Origin of the sequence: Methylomonas sp. EFPC1, from assembly GCF_016925515.1 — a bacterium.
GTDB classification, from domain to species: domain Bacteria; phylum Pseudomonadota; class Gammaproteobacteria; order Methylococcales; family Methylomonadaceae; genus Methylomonas; species Methylomonas defluvii.
Genome location: NZ_CP070494.1, coordinates 4,135,744 through 4,149,112, shown reverse-complemented (window position 1 = coordinate 4,149,112; position 13,369 = coordinate 4,135,744). Strand labels below are relative to the sequence as shown.

Below are 13,369 nucleotides of genomic sequence, written 5' to 3'. Positions count from 1 at the left end.
AAAAGAGGATGGAGCGAAGCGCCATGGCCGGCAACAAGCCGATAAAAGCCAGGAGAGGCGCCAAAATTTATGGTACGAAATATAAGGTAATTAGGCAATCGATAACTAGTGAGTTAATTCTGTGGCTTGATGACATTTAGGGTTGATTTGTTTGATTTACCGGCATTCGTCAAAGCGCTCGGCGCTGCCGCTATGGGCATAGCCGGGTATAATCCGCGGCTATTGTTGACAACCCTTCTCCGCCATGTCCGAAGACTACTATTTCACCCCCGATCAAGCCGTCGAATCCCTAAAAGTGCCGCCGCATTCCATTCAGGCCGAGCAGTCGGTGCTGGGCGGTTTAATGCTGGATAACCAAACCTGGGATTCGGTGGCAGACAAGGTGGTCGAGACCGACTTTTATCGCCGTGATCATCGATTGATTTTCCGTGCCATCGCTCAGTTGGCTGAAAAACAGGACCCGTTCGATGTGGTGACTTTGTCCGAGGTTTTGGAAACCACCGGCGAATTACAGGATGTGGGCGGTTTGGCTTATCTGAGCATGCTGGCGCGGGATACGCCCAGCGCCGCGAATATCGTGGCCTACGCCAACATCGTCCGTGATCGTTCGGTTTTGCGGCAACTCATCCACGTCGGTACCGAAATTTCCGATTCGGCGTTTACCACCGAGGGCCGGGAAACTGCCGATTTGCTCGAAAATGCCGAACGCAAGGTCTTCGAAATCGCTGAGCAGCGCCAACGTGGGCAGGGTGGGTTTAGCTCGATCAAATCCCTGCTGGCCAAAGCCGTGGATAAAATCGAAACCCTCTACGAACTCGATGGCGACATCACCGGCGCCAGCACCGGTTTCACCGATCTGGACGAAAAAACCTCCGGTTTGCAACCCGCCGATTTAATTATCGTCGCCGGCCGGCCGTCGATGGGTAAAACCACGATTGCGATGAATATGGCCGAAAACGTGGCGCTGAAAAGCGGCATGCCGGTCGCGGTGTTTAGTATGGAGATGCCGGGCGAATCCTTGGCGATGCGGATGATGTCCTCGCTGGGCCGCATTGATCAGCACAAGGTACGCACCGGTAAGCTGGACGACGACGATTGGCCGCGTTTGACCTCGGCGATCAACCTGCTCGCGGAAACCAAGATGTTTATCGACGACACGCCAGCTTTGACGCCGACCGAAGTGCGTTCGCGCGCCCGGCGTTTGACCCGCGAACACGGCCAATTGGGTTTGATCGTGCTGGACTATTTGCAGCTGATGCAATCACCGGCCAGCGGCGATAACCGAGTGCAGCAGATTTCCGATATTTCCAGAGGCTTGAAAGCCTTGGCTAAAGAGCTGAATGTGCCGGTTATCGCGTTGTCGCAGTTGAACCGGAACCTAGAGCAACGCCCTAACAAGCGGCCGGTAATGTCCGATCTGCGTGAGTCCGGGGCGATCGAACAGGACGCCGATTTGATCATCTTCGTTTACCGCGACGAGGTGTATCACGAGGACAGCCCGGATAAAGGCATCGCCGAAGTGATTATCGGTAAGCAACGGAACGGACCTTTGGGGACGGTGCGTCTGACTTTCCTGGGCCAATACACCCGCTTCGAAAACTTTGCCGGCGTTTATAACGGCCCCGAGGATTACGAATGACGCCTGCGGCTTTTGTGCATCTGGATTTGGAAGCCGTGCTCCACAACTTGGCGCAAGTGAAGCGTTACGCGCCGGACAAAAAAATCATGGCGGTGATCAAGGCCAACGCCTACGGGCACGGCATGGCGCGGGTAGCTACTGCTTTGGACTTGGCGGATGGCTTTGCCGTTGCACGGGTGGACGAGGGCGTCAGGCTACGGCAAGCCGGATTTAAACAAGCCATCACCGTGTTGCAGGGCTTTGTCTGCGTCGATGAGTTGTTGCAGTTGTTGAAGTACCAATTGGCGGCGGTGATCCATACCCCGCAGCAAATCGCCATTTTGCAACAGCAAACCGATGCCGAAGGCAAACTTGCCGTTTGGCTGAAAATGGATACCGGCATGAACCGCCTGGGTTTTAAAGGCGCCGATTTCAACGCCGCTTACCAGCAACTGTTGGGCTGCGCACGGGTCGAGCAACCGATCAATCTGATCACCCATTTTGCCAATGCCGACGACTTGCTGGACGATAAAACCCGTCGGCAAATCGATTTGTTCAACGACGCGGTCAAAGACTATCCCGGCGCGTGCAGCATCGCCAATTCCGCAGGGATTATCGGCTGGCCGAATGTCCGCTTCGGCACCGCTCAGGACCGCAGTAGCGATTGGGTGAGACCGGGATTGATGCTCTATGGCTGTTCGCCGTTTGCCGGTAAAACCGGCGCGGACTTTGGTTTGCAGCCGGTGATGAGTTTGCATTCACGGCTGATCGCGGTCAAGGATGTCGCCGCCGGCGAAACGGTCGGTTACAGCGGTACTTGGCAATGCAAAACCGCAACTCGACTGGGCGTAATTTCCATCGGTTACGGCGACGGCTACCTCCGCCACACCAAGAGCGGCGCGCCGGTGTTGGTAAACGGCCAACGGGTGCCGTTAATTGGCCGGGTATCCATGGACATGATCACCGTTGATCTCAACCAACTGCCGGATGCGCAACCCGGCGATCCGGTAACCTTGTGGGGCGACGGCTTGCCGGTGGAAGAAATCGCCCGTTACGCGGAAACCATTCCGTATACTTTGTTGTGCGGAATTACGCAGCGGGTGCAGGTGATCGAGCGTAGGCTGGATTAGGCTGTAAGGCTCAGTTGCAAAGCGAAAATCGGAGGTTGTTTGGTCGATTGCCGAATTTCGCGGGCGTTGAGCACAGCATTGTCCGGAGCGCGCTATCGATGCTAAGCTGTCTATCGCCTAGCGTGATCAATGGCGGCAGTTGGATCATTACCAGCCATCACAAACTGACAGCGATGATATACATAAGGAAAAGTTCTGTACGAATCAATAAATTAGCGTATCAAATAGCATTTTTAGGTAGATATACTGTTAACAACTTAATAACTTGTTCGGCGGCTTTGGGAGGGCGAGCTTAGCGATGGCAGAGAGACCTAGATTCTGGGACGTCGGTCCGCATTTACCTTTACCGGTTGAGGATACGTGGGATGAGTTCGTCTCGAGTGTCGGAGGGAGGAGAATTGCCGACAGCCTCTCGAAATCACCCGACTTCGACAACGCAGACTACTTATTTGAGAACATCGGATCGGTCCTTGAACTAAAGGAAGTAGAAACTGAGTTTCTTCGTTCGGAGTCCGCTCAGCGTGGATTCGAAGGACTTCTTGCTCGTCTCTCCAGTGAAGATCCAACGTGGCGTCCCCTGATCTTCGGAGGCGACGGCAAATACCCCTCCTGGTTTCACAAAGAGTTTGTGCGCCTCGCTAGACCAGCCATCTTGCGCATACTAAAGAAGGCAAATCGCCAGATTCGAGAGACAAAGGAAAAACTGAGCCTTTCGGAGCCCCATGGTGTGTTGATATTCGTCAACGATGGGTTCACGAGTGTGGCTCCCGACATTGTCCACGCGCTGGCGTGCGATGCATTGGTTCATTCTTACTCTTCCATCGATTGTTTTCTGTACATCACCATCAACCGTTACGTCGAGGTTTCGAACTCCGACGAGCCCAAATTGATTTGGAATCCGTCCTACAGCGACCGGGCCTCCGATAAATTGGTGGAGTTCATTGATGCCCTCGGAAGAAAGTGGTTCCACTATTTAGAAGGCAAGATCGGCCCGTTCACTTCTCGATATGAAGGCGGTGACCGATCTGTGCTTCACGGGTCCAAAGCGATCGTACTTCCTGGTGAGCACGGCCGATGATCGGTAAGCCCGGTAGGGTACGCACCGCGTACCTTCTGGCTTTTGCTACCATGAAGGCTTTAATGGTACGCGGTGCGTACCCTACATCTGATGTGCAATTAGGGTCGTAGGATGGGTAGAGGCGATAGCCGAAACCCATCAGATTAATCAATCCAAATTCAAGTCATGCCATTACAAGCATGAAACTAATCTTGATCTTCTTTGATGGGTTTCGCGTTGCTCTACCCATCCTACGCATTATCGTGCCATCAGAAGAATGTGCGAGATTGGCAGCAGCCAGATTATTGCGATCAAACCAGCACCTCCACTTCGTACCCCGAATATTTGCGGATATTGATCACGCCGTTGTCGAAGATCAAATACTGGCCTTTGATGCCTTCTAAAACGCCGGACACTAATGGCTCTTTATCGAAATTAAACGATTTTACCTTGCTGGGGTATTGCAACACCGGATAGTCGAGCGTTAGCGGTTGGGCATCGCTGAGCAGCTGCGGCGGACTGTCGGGAAATTGCACGGCGATGTTTTGTAATTGTTCGGCGCATTCGGTGAGCAAGCCGTCGCGGATGGCCGGCAAATCCAAGGGAGCGGTGTTGTTTTTCAACATTTGCTGCCAGCTGGTTTTGTCGCTGACGTGTTGCGCCAAGGTGACTTCGATCAAACCCGACAGATGGCGAGAAACGACCTTAAAAATGGGTAAGGCTTGCACCGCGCCTTGATCGATCCAGCGGGTTGGGGTTTGCGATTGGCGGGTGATGCCCACTTTGATGCCGGAAGAGTTGGCTAGATAGACAATATGCGGTTGAAAGCAAAACTCCTCGCCCCAGCTCGGTTCGCGGCAGGTGCCGGCGGCGTAGTGGCAGGTTTCCGGTTTCATGATGCACATATCGCATTGCGCCAGCTTGATGAAACAGGGGTAGCAGTAGCCTTGATTGAAGCTTTTATTGGTTTTTTTTGCGCAATGCACGCAAAAGATTTGGCCGGTGTAACGTAGCGTGAGTTTTTTGCCCAACAGCGGGTTCAATTCGATTGCCTGCTCGCCGACCGGCAAGCGGTATTGCACTGGCGCGGCCAACGCGCTGGTCATTTTCTGCAGACTGCCTAACACTTGATTTAATCCCGATAGCTGAATAACGGCGGCTATAATGACAGCGTTTCCAGCGTACTCAAAGAGGATTCGATGTCATTCATGCAAGTTACTGCGGGTGGCAATATTCCGTTTGAAATAAATGTGGTGGTCGAGATTCCCGCATTCAGCGATCCGGTCAAATACGAGGTGGATAAACATACCGGCGCCCTGACAGTGGACCGTTTCATGGGCACCGCCATGCAATATCCCTGCAATTACGGCTACATCCCGCAAACTTTGTCCGAAGACGGCGATCCGGTGGACGTGATGATCATCACGCCGGCACCTTTGTTAAGCGGTTGCGTGATCAATTGCCGGCCGGTAGGTGTGTTGAAAATGATAGACGAAGCCGGCCCCGATCCTAAGTTATTGGCGGTACCTGTGCCGCGCTTGACGCCGTTTTACAATCACGTCACAGATTACAAGGATTTGCAACCAGACAAGTTGGCGAAGATCACCCATTTTTTCCAACATTACAAAGATCTGGAGGAAGGCAAATGGGTCTGTGTGGAAGGTTGGGGTGGCCTTGAAGATGCGCGGCAGGAAATTCTGGATAGTGTCGGCCGCTATAAAACGTCGCATAGCAGCCGTCGCTAATCTGTTGCTCTGTGGTTAGTTGATCGTTTGGGATAATTTCAGTTTTTTCGCGCGGTACATCGCGCTATCGGCCCGGTTCAGCAAGTCAAGGCTACTTTGGCCGTCGTGGTGATAGATGGCCGCGCCTATGCTGGCACTGATCGCAACCGGCTTGCCCTTAATGCTGCAAGTTTCGGCCAGCTGGGACTGAATTTTTTCTATCACCGCCGCCACGCTGCGATCAGCATCGACTTCACCCAACAACACCAAGAACTCGTCGCCGCCGTAACGGCAAGCGGTGTCGCCGCAGCGCAGACAAGCCGACAAGCGTTCCGCCACTTCTTTCAGTAATTGGTCGCCGGCCGCGTGGCCGAGTTCGTCGTTGATGTTTTTGAATTCGTCCAGATCGATAAACAACAGTGCGACCGGCCGTTGCTGACGATCCGCTTGGGCCATGGCCTGTTGCAGTCTATCCAGCAATAAAACTCGATTGGGTAAGCCGGTTAATTCGTCGTGGTGTGCGCAATGCAGCGCTTGCCTGTAATTCTCGTTACTTTCCAGTAGTTGCTGTTCCAAGGTTTTGCGAGTGGCGTTCAGCGACTCGATTTGTCGGCGGGCGTCGGCCAGCTGTTGCTGACTAATCGCCAGGGCGCGTTCCAATGCAGCAAGCTCGGCTCGGGATTGATTCAATTGACAGCATTCGCTGTCGGTTTCGCATGCCGGTGTTTGGCTAAGCCAGCGCTGGGCGACGATGGGTGATACAACAGTGTATTTATGTTGCTGGAGTCTGATTCGGTTATCCATCACAGCGCCTCCATTAAGTCAGTGGCTGAATCGATGGCAGTCAACACTGCGCTAGAGAAGATCGAATTATCAACGTTCATGACAATAACCCATTTGAATTGAGTGGCCGGAAATCTCGTTAACCGAGGTTTGTTGGCTCAACTGGATCAATTCTTGTGCCAGACGTGCGGTCTTTAAAGTTGTGGTCGGTTAACTGCCTGTTGTTGAAAGAGTTTAGAAGGAATGAAAAGATGGAAGAGGGGCTGGATAATGCTGGATATGGGGTCTAAGTGCAGACGGTATTTCGTCAATATTACGAAATACCGTATTCCCAGGTTTGGATAGCTGGAGAGGGGGCGGTAACTTAGGTTTTTTGCTCGATAACCAAGTTTTTTTGCAATTCTTGTGGCGGTACCGGATGGGTCGGCTTCCGATACGCTGCCAGAATTTGCTTAACGTAATTGCGAGTTTCTTGATAGGGCGGGATGCCTTGATAGCGCTCTACTGCGCCTTCGCCGGCGTTATAAGCGGCCAGCACCAAATCGACTTTACCTTCGAAATGTCTTAGCAGCCAGTGTAGATAAGCGGTGCCGCCTTTGATGTTTTGAATGGGATTCCAGCTGTCTTTTACCCCAAAACGCTCGGCGGTTTCCGGAATGAGTTGCATCAGGCCTTGGGCATTTTTACCGGACAGCGCGCTGGGGTTGAAAGCCGATTCGGCTTGAATCACCGCCATGATCAGTTGCGGATCGATGCTGTAAATCGGGGCAATTTCTTTTACCCAAGCTTCTACCCGTTCGCGGTTAGGATTGGGTTCAGCGACCAGTTTAACTTCGGGTTCCGGAGTCGGTGGTTGGCAAGCTGGGTCGTCACTGGGTGTGACATCGCCGAAACGGGTCAGCATTTGCTTGGCATGGCTATCGCCGTGTTCTGCCGCTTGTTTAAACCAGTGACTGGCCAGCGGAATGCTACGAGCCACGCCGCGGCCGTTGAAATACATAAAGCCGATGCTGTAAGCCGATTCGGCATCGCCTTGCAGTGCGGCCTTGCAGTACATATCAAAAGCTTGATGGTAATCTTGTTTGACAGTGCGGCCGTGTTCGAAATCGGCAGCGGTCTTGCGGATTTGTTCCAGATTAACCGGCGCTACGTCCTGGGCGTTGCCGATTTGGGCGGCGAGACCTAAACATACGGCAATTAGCGATTGGCGTTTCAAGTTCATAAAATTCTCGTTCTGTATTGCTGAGACTAGGCTCTTCCAAACCCGGCCGGAAAAGGATTGAAGCGTCAATCCTCCAAGCTTCCAGCTACCGTATACATTGCAAGTGCTTGATCGCCCATATGGCCGAGTTTCCGTGCAATTGCGCTTCATTGCATCCCGCAGGATGTTGGCAAACCTTGAAATAGTTCCGGGGCCGCTGAGGGTGTTAGCTTTACCGGAACTGCTTCAAGGTTGTCCGCACTATACCGCCTGTTTTGCCGAGGCTATATTGCCCATATGGGCAGGTGAGTCTGGCGCGAATATATCACAGGGTTGATTTTACGGCGATTTAAACTGTTGTTTTTGATGTGGTTGTGGCGGATCTGCCGGCGCGGGGCCTGGTTTGGCTCGCGGTTTTCATTAGTACAGAACAGACAAAATCATCCCCTGATTTCTTATCAAGATGACTTGCCGCGGAATTTTCAGGATTGGCCGGCGAATTTGCTCCTACGAGAAATTGCGCTGACTAAGCCCATGCCCAAAGACATCAACAGGAAGCCGCCAGGCAGAGGCACTGTCGCGGGTGGCGGCACTATTGTGACACCGCTGAAATTCACTTGCTGTAGCCCGCCAAAATCAAAAGCAAGTGCAGTATCAAACGCTTCGTCGCCCCAGTTAATCACCCCAAACTCAAGAAAATACGATCCGGTTGCGGTGAACGAGTAAGCGGACTTAATCCAGCCGGTCGGGCCACAGGTGTTGGCGTTATCCCAGCAAATGCCGCTTGAACCACCCAACGGTATCCAGCTTGTGCCAGCCGCAGCAAAGCCAATGGTGTTACCGTCATTCAATACCGCATCGAGTTCATCCGGTAAGTTGTTATCTACCTGACGATTCAACACGTTACCGGGCACGACATTACCGTTAGCAGAATTGGTGCTGCGGGCTGTAAACAACCAGGCGGCAGTGTTGTGGGTATCCGCATTGACCAAGCGCGCCCAGGCGTAGTCGTCATAACCACGGCCATCGGTTGAAATGTAATTGAATTGCAAAGTCAGCGTGTCATTCGCATTGGCACTGAAAGCATTCGATTGAATTTTCGAGCCATTGGTTTGGTTCTCGGTGCCGCGTCCTTCATCCCTCAGAACCAAAGGCGAAACACCATAGACGCCACCAGATGTCGACACGTAACCGAACTGAGCGTTTCCAGTCGGTGAGTTATTGACCGTATTGTCCCCGTAAATCAGCCCAGCTGCGCCGCTTGCCGTCCAGGTGTTATTGCTTAAGGAAATATTGGCAGCTTGCGCGGTAGGTAGCACAAGCGCTCCGCTTAAACTGAGGGCGATGAGGGGAGTGCGCGTAATTTTCATGGTTTTACCTTTTTAATCTGTCTATGGATAAGGCTCAGGGTTTTAATGAATAAGCCGCACCAATCTCATTAGACCGTGCTGTTTGCTTGGTTAATCGGCGAAACTTATTTCGCGGTGTATTCCAGGTGGCGGTAAAAAGGTTCAATACAGTAGGCCGGTTTTCAGCAAGGCAACTGTAAAATCTAAGGTTTAAGCGGTGGCGGTGCGGACTGATTGCAAAATGAGCTGTTCCTATACATCAAAGGTCGAGTTTGCCATAATTCCAAGAACTGATCTTCTGGGGGTATGGACATTAACAAGCGAATTTTGTTGGGGGTTTGCGGCGGTATCGCGGCTTATAAAGCGGCAGAACTGGTGCGCTTGTTGCGGAAGCAAGGCCATGAAGTTCGCGTAGTGATGACCGCAGCAGCCCGCCAGTTTGTTACGCCGCTGACCTTTCAGGCCTTGAGCGGTCATGCCGTACATAGCGATTTGCTGGATGTCGAGCAGGAACAGGCCATGAGCCATATCCATTTGGCACGCTGGGCAGACCTATTGCTGATTGCGCCGGCGACCGCCGATACCTTGGCGAAAATGGCGCATGGTTTGGCGGATGATTTGCTGTCTACCTTGTATCTTGCGGCCGAGTGCCCAGTATGGGTCGCGCCGGCGATGAACCAGGCAATGTGGCGTAAATCGGTAACCCAAGAGAATGTTGCCAGGCTGCAAAGCCATGGTGTGCAATGCATCGGCCCGGCGGCTGGTGAGCAGGCTTGCGGCGAGCAAGGTTTGGGACGCATGGTCGAGCCGGCCGATATTTGTCGGCAACTGCTGACGCCTGAACAGCCCGGTTTTCTGTCGGGCATTAACATAGTCATCAGTGCCGGACCGACGCGAGAGCCGCTTGATCCGGTGCGGTACATCACTAACCGCAGTTCGGGCAAAATGGGTTATGCCTTGGCCGTCGCCGCCCTCTCAGCCGGTGCCAACGTGACACTGGTCAGTGGCCCGGTCAGCTTAGCCGTGCCGGCCGGCGCCAAACTTATTCCAGTGGAAACCGCCTTGCAAATGTATGATGCAGTGATGATGCATAGCCGGATTGCAGATATTTACATTGGTGCGGCGGCGGTAGCGGATTACCGGCCGCAACAGCTGGCTGACAGCAAGATAAAAAAGGCTGGCGACACCAGCAATATAGCCTTGGTAAAAAATCCGGACATCATTGCCGCGGTGGCTGAACTACAACCAAAACCTTTGGTTGTGGGATTCGCCGCGGAAACCGACGATCTGGAAAATTACGCCAAACACAAGCTGCAAAGCAAACACCTGGACCTGATCGCCGCGAATTGGGTCGGGCAGGTTGAAGGCGGTTTCGAGAGTGATCGCAACGCCTTGCATGTATTTTGGTCGGGTGGTCAACAAATCCTGCCGATGACCGATAAACATACCTTAGCCGCACAGCTGCTTAAACTGATAGCCGAGAAATTGCATGAAAAAAATCCAGTTAAAAATTCTTGATCCGCGTCTGGGCCGGGAGATTGCTTTGCCCGCCTACGCTACCCAAGGCTCTGCGGGGCTGGATTTGCGCGCCTGTCTGGATCAGGCCTTGACCTTGCAGCCGGGCGAAACGGCCCTGATACCTACCGGCCTAGCCATTCATATCGACGATCCGCATTTTGCGGCGGTATTGCTGCCGCGCTCGGGCCTGGGGCACAAGCACGGCATCGTGCTGGGTAATTTGGTGGGTTTGATCGATTCTGATTACCAGGGGCAGGTGTTTATCTCCTGCTGGAATCGTGGCAATAGCGCATTTACCGTCGAGATAGGTGAACGCATCGCGCAAATGGTGTTTGTGCCGGTGGTGCAGGCCGAGTTTGAGTGCGTCGCCGATTTCGACGAAAGCCATCGCGGCAGCGGCGGTTTTGGACACAGCGGCCGGCACTAAGCGGAGTCGCGACGGATGGGACGCATATTTAGCATAGTAGCGGGCATCGCGGCGCTGATGGTGTTATTGGCCGGTGGCGGCGCCTATTGGTTTTCCGCGGCCCAGGTCAGGGAAACCCAGCAAACCAGTACCACTGCAATCGCCAGCGGCATGACAGTCAGCATTGTCAGCCAGATTGAGACCTTGCAGCGGGTCATCGACGGTCTGGCGCAGGCGCCGGATGTGGTGGCGGCACTTGCCAGCGATAGCCATAATCCAGCGACCTTGGATAATGTCGCTGCCAGGCTACAGAATACGATTCCACAAGCGCTGCGTGTGCGCTTGTTGCCGGCGACGGTCAGCGAGCCGGATCTTAGCCAAGTGCCGAATATGGGCTTTGCCGATTTGGAAATGGTGCGCGCCACGCTGACCGCCAAGCAAAAGCCCTTCGTGCAAGGCGAGGGCGAGCATCGGCATTTGGCAATGACGGCTGCGGTCAGTCAAAACCAGCAGGTAATCGGCGTGATTTTGGTTAGTTTAAAGCCGGATTTATTGCAACAGCTGATTAGCAAGACTACTGTCGGCAACGGTTATGTGGAGATCAAGCAAGAGCAGGCGGTATTGGCTAGTGTCGGCATGCAGGAATTGAAGGCGGAGGAGCCGCAAGTGATGCCGCTGACTAACAGCCGCTGGTCGTTGGAGCTTTCCATAGGTGGCGGCACCAGTACCGACGACATCATTTTATTTTCCTGCATTATCTTGATCCCCGCTTTGTTGGGTTGTTTGGCGTTTTTTATCGGTTATCGTAAATTGGCCGATTATCTGCATCATGACCAAAGCAGTATTTTAAAGGCCGCCAAGGACATGATGACCGGCAAGCAAGTTGGCCACTATCCGGTGCAACTCGATGAAATGCGGCCGATTATTTCGACTTTGGCGCAGTTTAAACGCATCCTGGAGCAAGAAAAAAGCCCGAGTAAAGTCCCTGACGAATTGGGCGAGTACGATTTTTTCGACGAGTCGTTCGATATTGATTTTATCGAAGAGTCGCCTAAAACCGCCGAACACTATGCCAGTGTGCCGGTCAGCTTGGGCACGGCGCCTATCAGCGTGGCCGAGCAGGCGCCGCTGAGTGCGGTTGCTCCCGCCGAGAAATCGGCACCCGTGGCGATGCCAAACGTTGCGCCGACGGCAGGCGAGTCTTTTGCCGATATTTTCCGTACTTATGATATTCGCGGCATTGTCGGGCGCGGCTTGACGCCGGAAACGGTGCACAAGATCGGCCGGGCTTTGGGCAGCGAAGCCAGGCAGCTAAATATCAAGACTATTGTGATGGGCAGGGACGGCCGGCTATCCAGCCCCGGCTTGGCGGATGCGTTGGCAAAAGGCATTACCGAAGCAGGTTGCGATGTATTAAACATTGGCTTGGTACCGACGCCGCTGCTGTATTTTGTCACCCAGCACAGCGAAGGCCGTAGCGGTGTGATGATCACCGGTAGCCACAATCCGGCTGACTATAACGGCCTGAAACTGGTTTTGAACGGTGAAACTTTATCCGGCGACAAGATTCAACAATTAAAAAAACGCATTGAGGCCGGTGATTTCAGCGAAGGCACGCCGGGTTCCATCGAGCTGAATAGTCTATTCAGCAACGAATATATCGGCATGATTTCTGACGATGTGCATTTGGTTAGACCGATGAAAGTGGCTGTCGATTGCGGCAACGGTGCGGCCGGACAACTGGCACCGATTCTGTTGCGCACGATGGGTTGCGAAGTGATCGAGTTGTATTGCGAGATTGACGGCAATTTTCCCAATCATCATCCCGATCCCAGCAAGCCGGAAAATCTGGGCGATCTGATTAAGGCTGTGAAGCATTACGAGGCCGATATAGGCGTAGCGTTCGACGGCGACGGCGACCGAATTGGCGTGGTCGATTCCGGCGGCAAAATTATTTGGCCGGATCGGCAAATGATGCTGTATGCCCGCGATGTCTTGGCCAATAAACCGGGTGCGGAAATTATTTACGACGTGAAATGCTCCCGGCATTTGCACGATCAAATCGTCAAACGCGGCGGTCGGCCGTTGATGTGGAAAAGTGGCCATTCGCTGATGAAAGCCAAACTCAAGGAAACCACGGCGGCGCTGGCCGGTGAGATGAGTGGACATATTTTCTTTAACGACCGTTGGTTTGGTTTCGACGACGCCTTATATGCGGCGGCGCGGCTGATTGAAATTCTGTCTGCTGATATGCGTAGCAGTAGCGACGTATTTGCCGAACTGCCGGATAGTATCAATACACCGGAGCTGCATGTGCCTCTGGCTGAAGGCGAAGGCGTCCGCTTCGTGGAACAGCTATTCAGCCAGGCCAAGTTTAAAGACGGCAAGATCATCAATATCGACGGCATGCGCGTCGAATTTGCTGACGGCTGGGGCCTGGTCAGAGCCTCTAATACCACACCGGTTCTAACTCTGCGTTTTGAAGCGGATAGCCAGGACGCGATGCAACGTATTCAAGCTCAATTCAGGCAGCTGATGCTGCAAATCAAACCCGATATCAAACTACCTTTTTAATTGTTAGTG

At 53.2% G+C, this 13,369-nt stretch carries 11 protein-coding genes; 7 read left to right on the top strand and 4 right to left on the bottom strand.

All coding sequences use genetic code 11. The annotated features are described in order from the left end of the window. The first annotated feature begins 244 nt into the window (after positions 1–244). The 3 genes from dnaB (at position 245) to JWZ98_RS19005 (ending at position 3,826) form a co-directional block, all read left to right on the top strand. A complete protein-coding gene (gene dnaB, locus JWZ98_RS19015; protein ID WP_026147003.1) occupies positions 245–1,639 on the top strand; it encodes a replicative DNA helicase in 1,395 nt (464 codons plus the stop codon). Then, entirely contained in the window at positions 1,636–2,748 is a 1,113-nt protein-coding gene (gene alr, locus JWZ98_RS19010; RefSeq protein ID WP_205451361.1) for an alanine racemase, read from the top strand. Before dnaB ends, alr begins: the two co-directional genes overlap by 4 nt. A 298-nt stretch (positions 2,749–3,046) precedes the next feature. Next, a complete protein-coding gene (locus JWZ98_RS19005) occupies positions 3,047–3,826 on the top strand; it encodes a hypothetical protein (protein WP_205451360.1) in 780 nt (259 codons plus the stop codon). 290 nt (positions 3,827–4,116) lie between these two features. On the opposite strand, the gene JWZ98_RS19000 is transcribed toward JWZ98_RS19005, so the two are convergent. Next, positions 4,117–4,932, bottom strand: coding sequence for a DUF2797 domain-containing protein (locus JWZ98_RS19000; protein ID WP_205451359.1), 816 nt, complete (start codon positions 4,930–4,932; stop codon positions 4,117–4,119). Between the two features lie 72 nt (positions 4,933–5,004). Between JWZ98_RS19000 and ppa the strand changes: the two genes are divergently transcribed. Next, positions 5,005–5,550 (top strand): inorganic diphosphatase, encoded by a 546-nt coding sequence (ppa, locus tag JWZ98_RS18995; RefSeq protein ID WP_205451358.1) that lies wholly within the window; start codon positions 5,005–5,007, stop codon positions 5,548–5,550. 15 nt (positions 5,551–5,565) lie between these two features. Here ppa and JWZ98_RS18990 read toward each other — a convergent pair whose 3' ends face one another. The 3 genes from JWZ98_RS18990 to JWZ98_RS18980 all read right to left on the bottom strand — a co-directional run bounded on the left by JWZ98_RS18990 (position 5,566) and on the right by JWZ98_RS18980 (position 8,883). Further along, positions 5,566–6,333: a GGDEF domain-containing protein gene (locus JWZ98_RS18990; RefSeq protein ID WP_205451357.1), complete on the bottom strand. Its 768-nt coding sequence runs from the start codon at positions 6,331–6,333 to the stop codon at positions 5,566–5,568. A 343-nt stretch (positions 6,334–6,676) separates the two neighbouring features. Further along, entirely contained in the window at positions 6,677–7,534 is an 858-nt protein-coding gene (locus tag JWZ98_RS18985) for a transglycosylase SLT domain-containing protein (protein ID WP_205451356.1), read from the bottom strand. Between the two features lie 461 nt (positions 7,535–7,995). Next, the gene (locus JWZ98_RS18980) at positions 7,996–8,883 is read right to left on the bottom strand and encodes an NF038132 family protein (protein WP_205451355.1); all 888 of its coding nucleotides are present in this window, start codon (positions 8,881–8,883) and stop codon (positions 7,996–7,998) included. Between the two features lie 285 nt (positions 8,884–9,168). Between JWZ98_RS18980 and coaBC the strand changes: the two genes are divergently transcribed. Genes coaBC through JWZ98_RS23305 form a run of 3 tightly spaced genes read left to right on the top strand, consistent with a single transcriptional unit; the run spans position 9,169 to position 13,360 of the window. Then, positions 9,169–10,380, top strand: coding sequence for a bifunctional phosphopantothenoylcysteine decarboxylase/phosphopantothenate--cysteine ligase CoaBC (gene coaBC, locus JWZ98_RS18975; protein ID WP_205451354.1), 1,212 nt, complete (start codon positions 9,169–9,171; stop codon positions 10,378–10,380). Continuing rightward, complete coding sequence (gene dut / locus JWZ98_RS18970) at positions 10,352–10,807, top strand: dUTP diphosphatase (RefSeq protein WP_101054232.1); 456 nt, start codon at positions 10,352–10,354, stop codon at positions 10,805–10,807. Before coaBC ends, dut begins: the two co-directional genes overlap by 29 nt. Positions 10,808–10,822: 15 nt before the next feature. After that, the gene (locus tag JWZ98_RS23305; protein WP_101054229.1) at positions 10,823–13,360 is read left to right on the top strand and encodes a phosphomannomutase/phosphoglucomutase; all 2,538 of its coding nucleotides are present in this window, start codon (positions 10,823–10,825) and stop codon (positions 13,358–13,360) included. Positions 13,361–13,369 lie beyond the last annotated feature (9 nt).

Bases quoted from the DNA above. Each gene is read 5' to 3' on its own strand.
- JWZ98_RS19005 (WP_205451360.1), top strand. From the start codon at position 3,047: ATGGCAGAGAGACCTAGATTCTGGGACGTCGGTCCGCATTTACCTTTA.
- JWZ98_RS23305 (WP_101054229.1), top strand. From the start codon at position 10,823: ATGGGACGCATATTTAGCATAGTAGCGGGCATCGCGGCGCTGATGGTG.
- dut (WP_101054232.1), top strand. From the start codon at position 10,352: ATGAAAAAAATCCAGTTAAAAATTCTTGATCCGCGTCTGGGCCGGGAG.
- alr (WP_205451361.1), top strand. From the start codon at position 1,636: ATGACGCCTGCGGCTTTTGTGCATCTGGATTTGGAAGCCGTGCTCCAC.
- JWZ98_RS18985 (WP_205451356.1), bottom strand. From the start codon at position 7,534: ATGAACTTGAAACGCCAATCGCTAATTGCCGTATGTTTAGGTCTCGCC.
- JWZ98_RS18980 (WP_205451355.1), bottom strand. From the start codon at position 8,883: ATGAAAATTACGCGCACTCCCCTCATCGCCCTCAGTTTAAGCGGAGCG.
- coaBC (WP_205451354.1), top strand. From the start codon at position 9,169: ATGGACATTAACAAGCGAATTTTGTTGGGGGTTTGCGGCGGTATCGCG.
- dnaB (WP_026147003.1), top strand. From the start codon at position 245: ATGTCCGAAGACTACTATTTCACCCCCGATCAAGCCGTCGAATCCCTA.
- ppa (WP_205451358.1), top strand. From the start codon at position 5,005: ATGTCATTCATGCAAGTTACTGCGGGTGGCAATATTCCGTTTGAAATA.
- JWZ98_RS18990 (WP_205451357.1), bottom strand. From the start codon at position 6,333: ATGGATAACCGAATCAGACTCCAGCAACATAAATACACTGTTGTATCA.